This window comes from Pseudomonas sp. LBUM1661 (assembly GCF_059695925.1).
Genome location: NZ_CP166794.1, coordinates 4,617,609 through 4,633,095 on the forward strand (window position 1 = coordinate 4,617,609; position 15,487 = coordinate 4,633,095).

Genomic DNA, 15,487 nt, shown 5'->3' on the forward strand with positions numbered 1-15,487 from the left:
TACAGATCTGCATAGATCGAATGTGGGAGCGGCGGTGCGGCGATCCCACATTGAGTAACTGTCATCTTCCGGAAACCTTACTGACTTAATCTCCCGGCACTTCATTTGGCTATATTAAGGTGCCGGCATGACCCTGCGCGTGTTGTTCCTGTTGCTGCTCTGCGTCTGGCAGCCGTTGATGGCGTCAGCCGGCGATTTGCCGACGTCCGAAAACGGCTCCGTGCTGCGCATCCAGGGCTCCAACACCATTGGCGCGGCATTAGGCCCGGCGCTGGTCGAGGGCTTGATGCGCGAACAGGGTCTGCTCAAGGTGCACAGCGAAGCCTCGGACACCGTTAACGAATTGCGTGTCATCGGCGAAACCGCTCAAGGCCGGCGTGTGGTGGTGGACGTCGCAGCCCACGGTTCCAGCACCGGATTCACAGCGCTGAAAGCCGCCACCGCCGACCTCGCTGCCTCGTCGCGCCCGATCAAGGACAGCGAACTGGCGGACCTCAAAGCCCTGGGCGATCTGAAAAGCCCCGCCGCCGAGCAAGTCATTGCCATCGATGGGCTGGCAATCATCCTTCATCCGCAAAACCCGCTGAACCAACTCAACACCGAACAACTGGCGCGAATTTTCAGCGGCGAAGCCAAAACCTGGGAAGAACTCGGCGGCAGCGGTGGGACGATTCATCTCTACGCGCGGGATGATCAATCCGGCACCTACGACACCTTCAAGGAATTGGTCCTCAGCCGTCGTGGGAAAACGCTTCACAGTGCGGCGAAGCGCTTCGAATCCAGCGAGCAATTATCCGACGCCGTCAGCCAGGACCCGCAAGGCATCGGTTTCATAGGCTTGCCTTACGTGCGTCAGGCCAAAGCCGTGGCGATTGCTGACGGCCAGTCCCAAGCGATGTTGCCGCTGTATAACCTGATCGCCACGGAAGACTATCCGTTGTCGCGGCGGCTGTTCTTTTACTGGCCGCCCAATGGGAAAAACCCGTGGGCCGAAGCATTGGTGGCATTTGCCCAGAGCAACAAAGGCCAGGCCATCGTCGCCGCCAATGGCTTTATCGCCCAGACCGTCCAGGCCATGGCCGTCACGCCGAACGCACTGATGCCCGAGGGTTATCAGGCGCTCAGCCGTCATGCCCAGCGGCTGTCGGTGAATTTCCGTTTCGAGGAAGGCAGCGCCAGCCTGGACAACAAGGCCCGACAGGACCTGTCGCGGGTGCTCGACTATATAAAGCAGCACGACAAAGCCAACCGGGAGGTAACGCTGGTGGGGTTTGGCGATGCCAAGAGCGACCCGGCGCGCGCCGATCTGTTGTCGAAGTTGCGGGCCATGGCGGTGCGGCGGGAACTGGTGAAAAGCGGCGTGGTGTTTCGCGAGATTCGCGGCTTTGGCGCCGAGATGCCGGTGGCGGCCAATAGCGCGGATGAGGGGCGGATCAAGAATCGACGGGTTGAGGTTTGGGTGTATTGAGTCGGATGTTGCTGTGTTGAATCGGCTGACGCCATCGCGGGCAAGCCCGCTCCCACAAGGATCACACTGAACCTGTGGGAGCCGGGCTTGCCCGCGATGAACGATGACGCGGTGTCTGTTACTGCCCGCTACGCATCATCTCTTTAGGCACGTACTTGCCGATCTCGAACTTGCCGATCGCCGCGCGGTGCACTTCGTCCGGGCCGTCGGCCAGGCGCAGGGTGCGTTGCATGGCATACATGTAGGCCAGCGGGAAATCGTTGGACACCCCGGCCCCGCCATGAATCTGGATCGCCCGGTCGATCACCCGCAAAGCGACGTTCGGTGCGACCACCTTGATCTGCGCAATTTCGCTCTTGGCAATCTTGTTACCGACGGTGTCCATCATGTAGGCCGCTTTCAATGTCAGCAGGCGCGCCATGTCGATCTCCATCCGCGAGTCGGCAATTTTGTCGATGTTGCCACCCAGGCGAGCCAGCGGTTTGCCGAACGCCGTACGGTTCACCGCACGTTTGCACATCAGCTCCAGCGCACGTTCCGCCATGCCGATCGAACGCATGCAGTGGTGAATCCGGCCAGGGCCTAGGCGACCTTGAGCGATTTCGAAGCCGCGTCCTTCGCCCAACAGGACGTTTTCGTACGGCACCCGGACATTTTCAAACAGCACTTCGGCGTGACCGTGCGGCGCGTCGTCGTAACCGAACACCGGCAGCGGACGCACGATCTTCACGCCCGGGGCATCCACCGGCACCAGAATCATCGAGTGCTGGGCATGGCGCGGCGCGTCGGGATTGCTCAGGCCCATGAAGATCAGGATTTTGCAGCGCGGATCGCAGGCGCCTGAGGTCCACCATTTTTTGCCATTGATCACCCACTCGTCGCCATCGCGTACGGCGCGGGCGGCCATGTTGGTGGCGTCGGAGGACGCGACGTCCGGTTCGGTCATGGCGAACGCCGAGCGGATCTCGCCGCGCAACAAGGGTTCGAGCCAGCGTTGTTTCTGTTCTTCGTTGGCGTAACGCACCAACACTTCCATGTTGCCGGTGTCTGGCGCGGAGCAGTTGAACGGCTCAGGGCCGAGCAGCGAACGCCCCATGATTTCCGCCAGGGGTGCGTATTCGAGGTTGGTCAGGCCGGCGCCGAGTTCCGACTCAGGCAGAAACAAATTCCACAGGCCTTCCGCCTTGGCCTTGAGTTTGAGCTCCTCCATGATGGCCGTCGGCTGCCAGCGATCGCCCTCGGCGACCTGGCGCTCGAACACGGCTTCGGCGGGATAGACGTAGGTGTCCATGAACGCGGTCACGCGCTCACGCAGTTCTTGCACCTTGGGCGAATAAGCGAAATCCATGGGCAGCTCTACCTTTTAACGGGGGTTGAGAGGGGTTGTTCAGGTCATGGAATCGATGCTAGAACAGCTACGAAAATTTACCTAGCCTATTCTCGGCGTGTATTAACATTCATCACCGATATATGATCGGGTGATTGCCAAGGCCCCCGGCCCTATCAAAACGCCCCAACAATAAGAGTGCAGCGCAATGAATCTGAGCAAGGTCGACCTCAACCTTTTCATCGTCTTCGACGCGATCTACACCGAAGCCAACCTGACTCGCGCCGGGCAGATTGTCGGCATTACTCAACCGGCGGTTTCGAACGCTCTGGCCCGTTTGCGTGAGACCTTCAACGATCCGTTGTTCGTGCGCACGGCACAGGGCATGGTCCCCACGCCGATGGCGCAGAATATTATCGGGCCGGTGCGCAACGCCCTCTCCCTGCTGCGGGTGTCGGTGCAGGAAAGCCGTATTTTCAACCCGTTGCAGGCGGTCAAGACCTACCGCATCAGCATGACCGACCTCACCGAAGCGGTGATCCTGCCGCCGTTGTTCCAGCGCCTGCGTCGCCTGGCGCCGACGGTGATTATTGAGAGCTTCCTGTCGAAGCGCCGCGAGACCACCAAGGAACTGGCGGCCGGGCGACTCGACTTCGCCGTGGATGCGCCGCTCAACACCGACCCGCAGGTGCGCCACGTCAAGTTGATGGAAGACCGTTACGTGTGTGCCATGCGCAAGGGCCATCCGCTGGCGGGCAAGGAAAAATTCACCCTCGATGATTATTTGTCGCTGACGCACATTCACATTTCCAGCCGCCGCAGTGGTTTGGGGCATGTCGATCTGGCGCTGGGCAAGATGGGGATTCAGCGCAAGATTGCCTTGCGTTCCCAGCATTACCTGATGGCCTCGCAAGTGTTGCAGCAGACCGACATGGTCATGACCGTGCCGGAGCGCTTTGCCCGTCGCCATGAGCTGCACGCGTTTAATCTGCCGGTCAATGATGTGCCGCCGGTGGAAACCCACCTTTACTGGCACGAAAGCACCGACCAGGACCCGGCCAACCGCTGGATGCGCGAGCAGATGATCGAGTTGTGCCAGCAGGTGACGGCGCATGAGAAGAAGCTCGATAAGGTGTAGGGCTTGTTACCGAGTTATCGTTCTTCGCGGGCAAGCCTCGCTCCTACACAAGATGTGAACGACACAAACCTGTAGGAGCGAGGCTTGCCCGCGAAGGGGCCGTCAGCGGCACCACAAACCCCTGCCCCTTGACGTAAACGTCAACCTGCCATTAGCTTAGCGCCATGACCTTATTCGAGCGCTTCCATGAGCAGCCAGACCTATAGCATTTCCGACCTCGCCCGCGAACTCGACATCACCACCCGGGCCATCCGCTTTTATGAAGAGCAAGGCTTGCTCAGCCCCGAGCGCCGTGGCCAGGAACGTATCTATACACCCCGCGACAAGGTCAGCCTGAAGCTGATTTTGCGGGGCAAGCGCATCGGCTTTTCGCTGGCCGAATGCCGCGAGCTGATCGAACTCTACGACCCGACCGGCGGCAACCAGAAACAGCTGCAAACCATGCTGACCAAAATCGCCGAACGTCGCGAACAGCTGGAGCAACAGATGCTCGACATCGAGCAGATGAAGCTGGAGCTGGACACCGCGCAGGAGCGCTGCGTCCAGGCGTTGGAGCAGACGATCAAAAGCCAGCAGCTCGTGTAGGAGCTGAGCTTGCTCGCGAAAGCGTCGGGTCAGCCGACATCGATGTTGAAAGACTACCGCTTTCGCGAGCAAGCTCGGCTCCTACAGGGGTTCTGTGACATTCATACAACTTCAACAGGTCGATTCCCATGTCCCTACCCACTCACGTACGCCTGGTCGAAGTCGGTCCCCGCGACGGTCTGCAGAACGAAGCCCAACCCATCAGCGTTGCGGACAAGGTGCAACTGGTCGACGCACTGACCGCCGCCGGCCTGGGCTATATAGAAGTCGGCAGTTTCGTTTCGCCCAAGTGGGTGCCGCAGATGGCCGGTTCCGCCGAAGTCTTCGCGCAGATCCAGCGCAAGCCGGGCGTGACCTATGGCGCACTCGCCCCCAACTTGCGCGGGTTTGAAGACGCGATCGCTGCCGGAGTCAAGGAAGTCGCGGTGTTTGCGGCGGCGTCCGAAGCGTTTTCCCAGCGCAACATCAATTGCTCGATCAGCGAAAGCCTGGAGCGTTTCGTGCCGATCATGGATGCCGCCAAACAGCATGGCGTCAGCGTGCGCGGCTACGTTTCGTGTGTGCTCGGCTGCCCCTACGAAGGTAACGTCGCACCGGAACAAGTCGCCCGGGTCGCCCGCGAGCTCTACGCCATGGGCTGCTACGAAGTGTCCCTCGGCGACACCATCGGTACCGGTACCGCCGGCGCAACCCGCAAGATGTTCGACGTGGTCTCCGCCGAGGTGCCTCGGGAGAAACTGGCCGGGCATTTCCACGACACCTACGGCCAGGCCATGGCCAACATCTACGCCAGCCTGCTCGAAGGCATCGCGGTGTTCGACAGTTCCATCGCCGGCCTCGGCGGCTGCCCCTACGCCAAGGGCGCCAGCGGTAACGTCGCCACCGAAGACGTGGTTTACCTGCTCAATGGCCTGGGCATCCACACCGGAACCGACCTGGACGCGTTGATTTTGGCCGGCCAACAGATTTGCAACGTGCTGGGACGCCCTACCGGTTCGCGCGTGGCCAAGGCTCGCAGCGCACAGTGAGCGCGCGGATGTGTCCGGGTGTTACCGCCCCCACAAGAACGTGGGCGAAAGCGAGTAACACGGAAACAAATTGTCGGCGTTTGGCCGACCGAAAAACCCCAATAAAACTCAAGACGTTGATTTTAAAGGATTTTTAAAAGTTGGCACGGCTTCTGCTATCTCTAATGCATAACAAGAACAAAAAAAGCGGCAAACCTAATAAAAATAAGACGTAACGACTCTGACATAACAAAAACAACACGGCAGAGACGCAGCTAACAGATTTTTTTGGAGAGGATGTGCTTTTCAGGGTGCTTTTCGAAGTAACCCGCAACCGGGCAGAGAACAATAAAACTACCTTCAGGTAGCTCCCGAACTGGTTGGATCGCTTAGCGAAAAAGTAGATCAGCGCTCAAAAAAATACGTTTGCTCTTGATCCCGGATGGGGATCGATAAAAACAGCGGTAAAGGGTCACGGTTGCTAAAAACAAAAACAGACCGCCCCTCAATAATAAAAAAAGAGCACGCGCAACGACAAAATTAAAGGGGAGCTTCGGCTCCCCTTTGTGCTGTCTGGCATTTGAGATTTGCACTGTCCCTGTGGGATCGGGCTTGCCCGCGATGGCTGTGGGTCAGCCGACAACTGTATCGGCTGTGCTGCCATCATCGCGGGCAAGCCCGCTCCCACAGGGTTATTCGTCAGCCTTGCAGTGCGCGCAATTCCTCGATACTGATCTCGCGCATCCGGAACTTCTGGATCTTGCCGGTCACGGTCATCGGGAATTCCTCGACGAATTTGAAGTGACGCGGTGTCTTGAAGTGCGCGATGCGCTCCTTGCACCAGGCTTGCAGTTCCTGCTCGGTAGCGCTGTGGCCCGGGTGGAATTTGATCCAGGCGACAATCTCTTCGCCATAACGCGAACACGGAATGCCGATCACCTGCACGTCCGCCACCGCCGGGTGGGTAAAGAAGAACTCTTCCAGCTCGCGCGGGTAAATATTCTCACCGCCGCGGATGATCATGTCCTTGTTCCGTCCGGCAATGCACACGTAGCCCTCGTCATTCATGCTAGCCAGGTCACCGGTGTGCATCCAGCCCGCCTGGTCGATGGCTTCCGCCGTCCCTTGCGGATTGTTCCAGTAGCCGAGCATCACGCTGTAGCCACGGGTGCACAGCTCACCGATGGTGCCGCGCGGCACGAGATTGCCCGCTTCGTCGATGATTTTGCTTTCCAGTTGCGGCTGAGTGCGGCCGACGGTGGTGACGCGCAATTCCAGCTCGTCTGACGGACCGGTCTGCAACGACACCGGACTTGTTTCCGTCATGCCGTAGGCAATCTGCACTTCGCTCATGTGCATTTCACTGATGACCCGGCGCATGACCTCGATCGGACAGGTCGCTCCGGCCATGATCCCGGTGCGCAGGCTCGACAGGTCGAATTCGGCGCGCTTGGGCTGATCGAGCAGGGCGATGAACATGGTCGGTACGCCGTAGAGCGCGGTGGCTTTTTCTTCGGCGACGGTGCTCAGGGTCAGCAGCGGATCGAACGCATCATTGGGGTAAATCATGGTACTGCCGTGGGTGATGCAACCGAGGTTGCCCATGACCATGCCGAAGCAGTGATACAGCGGCACCGGAATCACCAACCGATCTTCGGCGGTCAGGCCAAGGCTTTCGCCGACCATGTAACCGTTGTTGAGAATGTTGTAGTGGCTGAGGGTCGCGCCCTTGGGGAAACCGGTGGTGCCCGAGGTGTACTGGATGTTCACCGCCTGGTCGAAATGCAGGCTGTCCTGGCGTTCGTGCAAGCGTTCAACCGAGATGCCATTAGCCAGATCGGCCAGTTGCGACCACGGCAGGAAACCCGAAGGTGGTTGCGCATCCAGGCTGATAACCCCGCGCAGCTCCGGCAGGCGCTCGCACTGCAACTTGCCGATGGATTGCTCTGCCAGTTCGGGCACCAGGCCTTGCAGCATGGCGTGGTAGTCGGACGTCTTGAAGGCACCGGCGCAGACCAGCCATTGGCAGCCGGATTGCTTCAATACGTATTCAAGTTCGGAGCTGCGATAGGCCGGGTTGATGTTGACCAGAATCACGCCGATTTTCGCGCTGGCGAACTGGCTGATGCACCATTGGGCACAGTTCGGTGCCCAGATTCCCAGACGATCACCGGCCTGCAAACCCAGCGCCAGCAGCGCCCGGGCGTACAAGTCCACGGCTGCGGACAGTTGCTGCCACGTATAGCGCAACTGTTGATGACGCACGACCAGCGCCTCCCCGTTCGGGTACTGCGCGACGGTGTTATCGAATGCCTGACCGATGGTCATCGCCAGCAGCGATTTTTCCTGGGAACCACGGGTATAGCTGCGCTGCGAGCTTGCACTGGGTTGATCCATGACGACCCCTATTGTCTTTATTAGTGGGTATTACGGCGACCCCTTGTGGGAGCGGGCTTGCTCGCGAAAGCGCCGGATCAGTCGACATCAATGCTGAATGACAAACCGCTTTCGCGAGCAAGCCCGCTCCCACAGGGTTGGCTCACCTTATGAACTGGCTCTACTCTCGCTCAAGTTGACGTTAACGTAAAGGGTGATTGACAGCCATTCGTCACAGGCTTACGTTAACGTAAAGGTGAGAGACAAATCACTGCCCTCCCCGCCCTACAAAAAAGCCAAAAGGTGCCCCATGAGCTACCCATCCCTGAACTTCGCCCTCGGTGAAACCATCGACATGCTGCGCGATCAGGTTCAGTCCTTCGTCGCCAAAGAGATCGCCCCACGCGCCGCTCAGATCGACATCGACAACCTGTTCCCCGCCGACCTGTGGCGCAAATTCGGCGACATGGGCCTGCTCGGCGTGACCGTGCCGGAAGAATACGGCGGCGCTGGCCTGGGTTACCTGGCGCACGTGGTAATCATGGAAGAAATCAGCCGTGGCTCGGCGTCGGTCGCCCTGTCCTACGGCGCGCACTCCAACCTCTGCGTCAACCAGATCAACCGCAACGGCAATCACGAACAGAAAACCAAATACCTGCCGAAGCTGATCAGCGGCGAGCACATCGGCGCCCTGGCCATGAGCGAACCGAATGCCGGTTCCGATGTGGTGTCGATGAAGCTGCGCGCCGACAAACGCGGCGATCACTACGTCCTTAATGGCAGCAAGACCTGGATCACCAACGGCCCGGACGCCAACACCTACGTAATCTACGCCAAGACCGACCTGGAAAAAGGCCCTCACGGCATTACCGCGTTCATCGTTGAACGTGATTCCAAAGGCTTCAGCCGCAGCAACAAATTCGACAAGCTCGGCATGCGCGGCTCGAATACTTGCGAGTTGTTTTTCGACGACGTGGAAGTGCCGGAAGAAAACATCCTAGGCGTGCTCAATGGCGGCGTGAAAGTGCTGATGAGCGGCCTCGATTACGAACGCGTCGTGCTGTCCGGCGGCCCGACCGGGATCATGCAGTCGTGCATGGACCTGATCGTTCCCTACATTCACGACCGCAAGCAGTTCGGCCAAAGCATCGGCGAATTCCAGCTGATCCAGGGCAAAGTCGCCGACATGTACACCCAACTCAACGCCAGCCGCGCCTACCTGTATGCAGTGGCCCAGGCCTGCGAACGCGGCGAAACCACACGCAAAGACGCCGCCGGGGTGATCCTCTACAGCGCCGAACGTGCCACGCAAATGGCCCTCGACGCGATCCAGATTCTCGGTGGCAACGGCTACATCAACGAATTCCCGGCCGGTCGTCTGCTGCGTGACGCCAAGCTGTACGAAATCGGCGCCGGTACCAGCGAGATCCGTCGCATGCTGATCGGTCGCGAACTGTTCAACGAGACAAAATGAATTTCGTCAGCTGCAAGCCGCAAGCTTCAAGCGACAAGTAAAAACAGTTTTCTTGCAGCTTGAAGCTTGCCGCTTAAAGCTGCTTACGGAGTAAGCCTATGGCTATCCTGCATACCCAGCTCAACCCCCGTTCGGCGGAGTTCGCCGCCAACAGCGCGGCGATGCTCAAACAGGTCGACGCCCTGCACACCCTGCTCGCCCAAGTGCAGCAAGGTGGCGGCCCGAAGGCTCAAGAACGCCACACTTCCCGGGGCAAATTGCTGCCCCGTGAGCGAATCAATCGTCTGCTCGATCCGGGCTCACCGTTTCTTGAGATCAGCCAACTGGCGGCCTACGAGGTGTACGGCGAAGACGTTCCGGCCGCGGGCGTGATTGCCGGGATCGGCCGCGTGGAAGGCGTCGAATGCATGATCGTCGCCAACGATGCCACCGTGAAAGGTGGCTCGTACTACCCGCTGACCGTGAAAAAACACCTGCGCGCCCAGACCATCGCCCAGCAAAACCGCCTGCCGTGCATCTATCTGGTGGACTCGGGCGGCGCCAACCTGCCGCGTCAGGATGAAGTGTTCCCGGACCGCGAACACTTCGGCCGAATCTTCTTCAACCAGGCCAACATGAGCGCCCTGGGCATTCCGCAGATCGCGGTGGTCATGGGTTCGTGCACGGCCGGCGGTGCTTATGTGCCGGCCATGGCCGACGAAGCGATCATGGTGCGCGAGCAAGCGACGATTTTCCTCGCCGGCCCGCCGCTGGTGAAAGCCGCCACCGGTGAAGTGGTCAGCGCCGAAGACCTGGGCGGTGCCGATGTGCACTGCAAGATTTCCGGGGTCGCCGACCATTATGCCGAGAGCGACGAACACGCCTTGGCCATTGCCCGACGCAGCATCGCCAACCTCAACTGGCGCAAGCTCGGCGAAGTGCAGCAGCGCACGCCGATCGCGCCGCTTTATAGCAGCGACGAGTTGTACGGCGTTGTCTCGGCAGACGCCAAGCAGCCGTTCGACGTGCGCGAAGTGATTTCACGATTGGTTGACGGTTCGGTGTTCGACGAGTTCAAGGCGCTGTTCGGGACGACGCTGGTGTGTGGCTTTGCCTACTTGCACGGCTACCCGATCGCGATCCTCGCCAACAACGGCATCCTCTTCGCCGAAGCCGCGCAGAAAGGTGCGCACTTCATCGAGCTGGCCTGTCAGCGTGGCATCCCGTTGCTGTTCCTGCAAAACATCACCGGCTTCATGGTCGGCCAGAAATACGAGGCCGGTGGCATCGCCAAGCACGGCGCGAAACTGGTGACCGCCGTGGCCTGCGCCAAGGTGCCGAAATTCACTGTGATCATCGGCGGCAGTTTCGGCGCCGGTAACTACGGCATGTGTGGGCGGGCCTACGATCCACGCTTCCTGTGGATGTGGCCGAACGCGCGGATCGGCGTAATGGGTGCCGAACAAGCCGCCGGCGTGCTGGTGCAGGTCAAGCGGGAACAGGCCGAACGCAGTGGCCAGGGTTTCAGCGCCGAGCAGGAAGCCGAGATCAAGCAACCGATCCTCGACCAGTACGAAGAACAGGGTCATCCGTATTATTCCAGCGCTCGCTTGTGGGACGACGGTGTCATCGACCCGGCGCAGACCCGCGATGTATTGGCCCTGGCCTTGTCGGCGTCGCTGAACGCGCCAATCGAACCGAGCCGCTTCGGCGTGTTCCGGATGTGATTTTCTGTGGGAGCGGGCTTGCTCGCGAAGGGTTCACCGCGGTTTATCTGATGCACCGCGTTATCGTTCTTCGCGAGCAAGCCCGCTCCCACAAGAGTTGTGGAGACGGATACATATGAGCGACTTCAACACCCTCGAACTGCTGACAGACCCACGGGGTTTTGCGACCCTGTGGCTCAGCCGTGAAGAAAAGAACAACGCGTTCAACGCCGAAATGATCCGCGAACTGATCCTCGCCCTGGACAAGGTGTCGAGCGATGCCAGCCTGCGTTTCCTGTTAGTGCGTGGCCGCGGCAAGCACTTCAGCGCCGGCGCCGATCTGGCCTGGATGCAGCAATCGGCCGAACTCGATTACCACACCAACCTCGACGACGCGCGGGAACTGGCGGAGTTGATGTACAACCTCGCCAAGCTGAAAGTCCCGACCCTGGCCGTTGTGCAAGGTGCGGCATTCGGCGGCGCGTTGGGCCTGATCAGTTGCTGCGACATGGCCATCGGTGCCGATGACGCGCAGTTCTGCCTGTCGGAAGTGCGCATTGGCCTGGCCCCGGCGGTGATCAGCCCGTTCGTGGTGCAAGCCATCGGCGAGCGTGCGGCACGTCGTTATGCGCTGACCGCCGAACGTTTCGGCGGGCAACGGGCACGGGAAATCGGCCTGTTGTCGGAGAGTTATCCGGCCACTGAACTGGAACAGAACGTCGAACAGTGGATCGACAACCTGCTGCTCAACAGCCCGGCGGCCATGCGCGTCAGCAAGGACTTGCTGCGCGAAGTCGGCAACGGTGCGCTGACCCCGGCCCTGCGGCGCTACACCGAAAACGCGATCGCCCGAATTCGCGTCAGCCCAGAAGGCCAGGAAGGTCTGCGGGCCTTTCTGCAAAAACGTCCGCCGAGCTGGCAAGCCGCAACCACCACCAAGGAGCCGCGTTGATGAGCGCACCTGTCATTACCTCTCTGCTGGTGGCCAACCGTGGCGAAATCGCTTGCCGCGTGATGCGCACCGCCAAGGCCCTGGGCCTGACCACCGTGGCCGTGCACAGCGCCACCGACCGTGACGCCCGGCACAGCCGCGAAGCGGATATCCGCGTCGACCTCGGTGGCAGCAAAGCCGCCGACAGCTACCTGCAAATCGACAAACTGATCGCCGCCGCCAAGGCCAGCGGCGCCCAGGCGATTCATCCGGGGTATGGTTTTCTTTCCGAGAACGCCGGGTTCGCCCGCGCCATCGAAGAAGCGGGCCTGATTTTCCTCGGCCCGCCCGCCTCGGCCATCGACGCCATGGGCAGCAAATCCGCCGCCAAAGCCTTGATGGAAACCGCCGGCGTGCCACTGGTGCCCGGCTATCACGGTGAAGCGCAAGACCTCGACACCTTCCGCGATGCCTGCGAACGCATCGGTTATCCGGTGCTGCTCAAAGCCACGGCGGGTGGTGGCGGCAAAGGCATGAAAGTGGTCGAAGACGTCAGCCAACTGGCCGAAGCGCTGGCCTCGGCCCAGCGTGAAGCACAATCCTCGTTCGGCGATTCGCGAATGCTGGTCGAGAAATACCTGCTCAAGCCGCGCCACGTGGAAATCCAGGTGTTCGCCGATCAACTCGGCAACTGCCTGTACCTCAACGAACGCGACTGCTCGATTCAGCGTCGGCACCAGAAAGTCGTCGAAGAAGCACCGGCTCCCGGCCTGAGCCCGGAACTGCGTCGCGCCATGGGCGAAGCCGCCGTGCGCTCGGCACAAGCCATCGGTTACGTCGGCGCCGGCACCGTGGAATTTTTGCTGGACTCGCGCGGCGAGTTCTTCTTCATGGAAATGAACACGCGCCTGCAAGTCGAACACCCGGTCACCGAAGCCATCACCGGCCTCGACCTGGTCGCCTGGCAGATTCGCGTCGCCCGTGGCGAAGCGCTGCCGATGACCCAGGCCGAGGTTCCGCTGGTGGGTCATGCGATTGAAGTGCGGTTGTATGCCGAAGACCCAAGCCATGATTTCCTGCCAGCCACCGGGCGCCTGGAGTTGTACCGTGAATCCGCCGAAGGTCCGGGGCGGCGTGTCGACAGTGGCGTCGAGGAAGGCGATGAGATCTCGCCATTCTACGATCCGATGCTCGGCAAGCTGATTGCCTGGGGCGAGGACCGTGAACAGGCGCGTTTGCGGCTGCTGAGCATGCTCGACGAGTTTGCGATTGGCGGGCTCAAGACCAACATCAACTTCCTGCGCCGAATCATCGGCCACCCGGCGTTTGCCGCCGCCGAACTGGATACTGGCTTCATCCCGCGTTATCAGGAGCAACTGCTGCCAGCGCCAACCGACCTCAGCGATGAGTTCTGGCAAGCGGCGGCACAGGCGTTTGCCCAGAGCCAGCCGCGTTCAACCCGCGCCGATGACCTGAGTTCGCCCTGGGCCAACAGCAACGGTTTCCGCGCGGGCCTGCCGACAGAAATCACTCTGCACTTGAGCTGCGAAGGGCAAGACCGGGCGCTGACCCTGGGCGCGTCCGATGCGCACACGGCACAGCTCAAGGGCGAACAATTGCTGACCGAGCACGACGGCGTACGCCGCCAGCATCGGGCAATCCGCCGTGGTGATTTCGTGTACCTGCAATGGGAAGGCGAATTGCGCCGCATCGAGTCTTATGACCCGATCAGTGCAGTCGAAGCCAGTCATAGCCATCAAGGCGGGCTTACCGCGCCCATGAACGGCAGCATCGTGCGGGTGTTGGTTGAGGCCGGGCAAACGGTCGAAGCCGGTGCACAGTTGGTGGTGCTGGAAGCGATGAAAATGGAACACAGCATTCGTGCGCCACACGCTGGCGTGATCAAGGCGTTGTATTGCCAGGAAGGCGAGATGGTCAGCGAAGGCAGCGCGCTGGTCGAGTTGGAAGAAGCCTGAAATGAAGATCGGTCCTACGCCTTGCGAGGACCGATCTGATTAGAACTTGGCTGTCGCCTGAACCACCACGCCGATGATTCGGCACTCTTCGGTGAACAGGGCTTTCGGATACGTCGGATTGAGCGGGACCAGGTAACGCTGCCCGCCCTCTTCGATCAGCTTGCGAAAGGTCGCCTCGGCGCTGTCCGGCCACTGCGCGATCACCAGTTTTCCGGGTTCCGGCACAATGGCCGGGTCCACCAGGATCATCATGCCCTCGGCGATACTGATGCCGCTGGGCGCGGTCATCGCATCACCCACCACACTCAGCCAGAAGGCCGGGCCCTGGGCGTGGTAATCGGTCAGCTCATAGCGTTCCTTGTGGTACACCGTCAGCTCACCTTCGCGCGCCTGGGCCGGTTCCCGCCAGTCACTGACCGGGTAGCGGAAGTACGGGTTGTACTTGTGCGCCAGCGGCATCTCGTCAGCGTCCGGGACGAGTGGCTCGCGGATCACCAGCGCGACTTCGAGAAAGTCCATTCCGAGCGCTTTCAACACGCGATTCATGTTGTCGATGCCGGGCTCGCGACGTTTATTCAGCCAGTGGCCGACGCCGCCCTGGGACATCCCGAGGCGGTCAGCGAGTATCTCTTGAGTGACTTTGAGTTCACTCATCTTGGCCTTGACCAATTCAATCCATTTATCCATGTGCGGCACGATACGTGGGCGCCTCCGGCCATCAAAACACAACTTGTAGTATTTAAATTCTCGTCACAAATACACTTCGTACTAGCATTGGTTCACGGATCTGAATCTAACACGGAGCTTGCCCTCGCCATGAATATCCCCAGCAATGACCTGCCTGACCTGCAAATCGACACCAGCCTCACTTCCCCTCAAGGCTCTGCCGCCGCGCAGCGCGCGCTGGACTATTACTTGAAACCAGCTGTTTCAGAAGAGGTGGTCGAGGAGCGTTTCTTTGATGTGAACCGCAACATCAGCTGCGAAGAGCGTTGGTCCATGCGTCGGATCTGCTGCGTTGTGCCGCCGCGACAGCGTTCGAGTCAGCCAACAACCTGCAAGGCGCACCTCGGGATCTGGCGTTTTCGACCGTGCACATGATCGACATGGCCAAGGCGATGGTGGATCGATCCCTGGAGGGCCATCAGAACGGGTGAAACGGAGGTATTTACGAGGAGGACGGGAAAGAATTTCCCAATCGCGCAGATAAAATCATTTGATTTGTAAACGAGAATGATTATTATTGCATGCAGCTGGTCGCGAGATCAGTCGATTGTCCAAGGGACCTTAGGTCGGTCTCCTGGACTCTCTCCTCATCAGGCTAATCACGGTTTTTGACCCGGCTTTTTGCCGGGTCTTTTTTTTGCCAGTTATTCTGGCTTTACCTTCAGGCTAATGAAGTCTTTAGGTGCTGCAAATTCGAATGGCGCGGATGATATCAAAAGAATGTCCGTTGGCAAGAGATGCCCGGCATCATTGGGCCAAACTAATGGAAAATAGCACTTGAGAATCAATCGCAC

11 protein-coding genes and 1 pseudogene are annotated in these 15,487 nt (G+C 60.0%); 9 read left to right on the top strand and 3 right to left on the bottom strand.

The window, feature by feature from the left end:
- The first annotated feature begins 127 nt into the window (after positions 1-127).
- Entirely contained in the window at positions 128-1,468 is a 1,341-nt protein-coding gene (locus tag ACA057_RS21185; RefSeq protein ID WP_497342037.1) for a substrate-binding domain-containing protein, read from the top strand.
- Positions 1,469-1,586: 118 nt separating this feature from the next.
- Here the strand turns inward: ACA057_RS21185 and ACA057_RS21190 are convergent, their stop codons facing one another.
- Complete coding sequence (locus ACA057_RS21190) at positions 1,587-2,816, bottom strand: acyl-CoA dehydrogenase (RefSeq protein WP_401359322.1); 1,230 nt, start codon at positions 2,814-2,816, stop codon at positions 1,587-1,589.
- Positions 2,817-3,003: 187 nt separating this feature from the next.
- Between ACA057_RS21190 and ACA057_RS21195 the strand changes: the two genes are divergently transcribed.
- The 3 genes from ACA057_RS21195 (at position 3,004) to ACA057_RS21205 (ending at position 5,546) form a co-directional block, all read left to right on the top strand.
- On the top strand, positions 3,004-3,933 hold the full coding sequence (locus tag ACA057_RS21195) for a LysR family transcriptional regulator (RefSeq protein WP_059406575.1): 930 nt from the start codon (positions 3,004-3,006) through the stop codon (positions 3,931-3,933).
- Between the two features lie 186 nt (positions 3,934-4,119).
- Complete coding sequence (locus tag ACA057_RS21200; RefSeq protein ID WP_059406574.1) at positions 4,120-4,518, top strand: MerR family transcriptional regulator; 399 nt, start codon at positions 4,120-4,122, stop codon at positions 4,516-4,518.
- 128 nt (positions 4,519-4,646) lie between these two features.
- The gene (locus tag ACA057_RS21205) at positions 4,647-5,546 is read left to right on the top strand and encodes a hydroxymethylglutaryl-CoA lyase (protein ID WP_497342040.1); all 900 of its coding nucleotides are present in this window, start codon (positions 4,647-4,649) and stop codon (positions 5,544-5,546) included.
- 678 nt (positions 5,547-6,224) lie between these two features.
- Here the strand turns inward: ACA057_RS21205 and ACA057_RS21210 are convergent.
- Complete coding sequence (locus ACA057_RS21210) at positions 6,225-7,922, bottom strand: AMP-binding protein (RefSeq protein WP_497342042.1); 1,698 nt, start codon at positions 7,920-7,922, stop codon at positions 6,225-6,227.
- A gap of 289 nt (positions 7,923-8,211) precedes the next feature.
- On the opposite strand from ACA057_RS21210, the gene ACA057_RS21215 reads away from it, so the two are divergent.
- The 4 genes from ACA057_RS21215 to ACA057_RS21230 all read left to right on the top strand — a co-directional run bounded on the left by ACA057_RS21215 (position 8,212) and on the right by ACA057_RS21230 (position 13,967).
- The gene (locus ACA057_RS21215) at positions 8,212-9,375 is read left to right on the top strand and encodes an isovaleryl-CoA dehydrogenase (RefSeq protein WP_123410043.1); all 1,164 of its coding nucleotides are present in this window, start codon (positions 8,212-8,214) and stop codon (positions 9,373-9,375) included.
- 98 nt (positions 9,376-9,473) lie between these two features.
- Positions 9,474-11,081, top strand: coding sequence for a carboxyl transferase domain-containing protein (locus ACA057_RS21220; RefSeq protein WP_497342044.1), 1,608 nt, complete (start codon positions 9,474-9,476; stop codon positions 11,079-11,081).
- Positions 11,082-11,196: 115 nt separating this feature from the next.
- Complete coding sequence (locus ACA057_RS21225; protein ID WP_497342046.1) at positions 11,197-12,012, top strand: gamma-carboxygeranoyl-CoA hydratase; 816 nt, start codon at positions 11,197-11,199, stop codon at positions 12,010-12,012.
- Positions 12,012-13,967 (top strand): acetyl/propionyl/methylcrotonyl-CoA carboxylase subunit alpha, encoded by a 1,956-nt coding sequence (locus tag ACA057_RS21230; protein ID WP_497342048.1) that lies wholly within the window; start codon positions 12,012-12,014, stop codon positions 13,965-13,967. Before ACA057_RS21225 ends, ACA057_RS21230 begins: the two co-directional genes overlap by 1 nt.
- Before the next feature lie 39 nt (positions 13,968-14,006).
- Here ACA057_RS21230 and ACA057_RS21235 read toward each other — a convergent pair whose 3' ends face one another.
- On the bottom strand, positions 14,007-14,654 hold the full coding sequence (locus tag ACA057_RS21235) for a LexA family protein (RefSeq protein ID WP_497342050.1): 648 nt from the start codon (positions 14,652-14,654) through the stop codon (positions 14,007-14,009).
- Positions 14,655-14,783: 129 nt separating this feature from the next.
- Between ACA057_RS21235 and ACA057_RS21240 the strand changes: the two are divergent.
- Positions 14,784-15,124: pseudogene (locus tag ACA057_RS21240) on the top strand (DUF6124 family protein).
- The last annotated feature ends 363 nt before the right edge of the window (positions 15,125-15,487 follow it).

Bases quoted from the DNA above. Each gene is read 5' to 3' on its own strand.
- ACA057_RS21215 (WP_123410043.1), top strand. From the start codon at position 8,212: ATGAGCTACCCATCCCTGAACTTCGCCCTCGGTGAAACCATCGACATG.
- ACA057_RS21210 (WP_497342042.1), bottom strand. From the start codon at position 7,922: ATGGATCAACCCAGTGCAAGCTCGCAGCGCAGCTATACCCGTGGTTCC.
- ACA057_RS21225 (WP_497342046.1), top strand. From the start codon at position 11,197: ATGAGCGACTTCAACACCCTCGAACTGCTGACAGACCCACGGGGTTTT.
- ACA057_RS21220 (WP_497342044.1), top strand. From the start codon at position 9,474: ATGGCTATCCTGCATACCCAGCTCAACCCCCGTTCGGCGGAGTTCGCC.
- ACA057_RS21230 (WP_497342048.1), top strand. From the start codon at position 12,012: ATGAGCGCACCTGTCATTACCTCTCTGCTGGTGGCCAACCGTGGCGAA.
- ACA057_RS21205 (WP_497342040.1), top strand. From the start codon at position 4,647: ATGTCCCTACCCACTCACGTACGCCTGGTCGAAGTCGGTCCCCGCGAC.
- ACA057_RS21195 (WP_059406575.1), top strand. From the start codon at position 3,004: ATGAATCTGAGCAAGGTCGACCTCAACCTTTTCATCGTCTTCGACGCG.
- ACA057_RS21235 (WP_497342050.1), bottom strand. From the start codon at position 14,654: ATGGATAAATGGATTGAATTGGTCAAGGCCAAGATGAGTGAACTCAAA.
- ACA057_RS21185 (WP_497342037.1), top strand. From the start codon at position 128: ATGACCCTGCGCGTGTTGTTCCTGTTGCTGCTCTGCGTCTGGCAGCCG.
- ACA057_RS21190 (WP_401359322.1), bottom strand. From the start codon at position 2,816: ATGGATTTCGCTTATTCGCCCAAGGTGCAAGAACTGCGTGAGCGCGTG.
- ACA057_RS21200 (WP_059406574.1), top strand. From the start codon at position 4,120: ATGAGCAGCCAGACCTATAGCATTTCCGACCTCGCCCGCGAACTCGAC.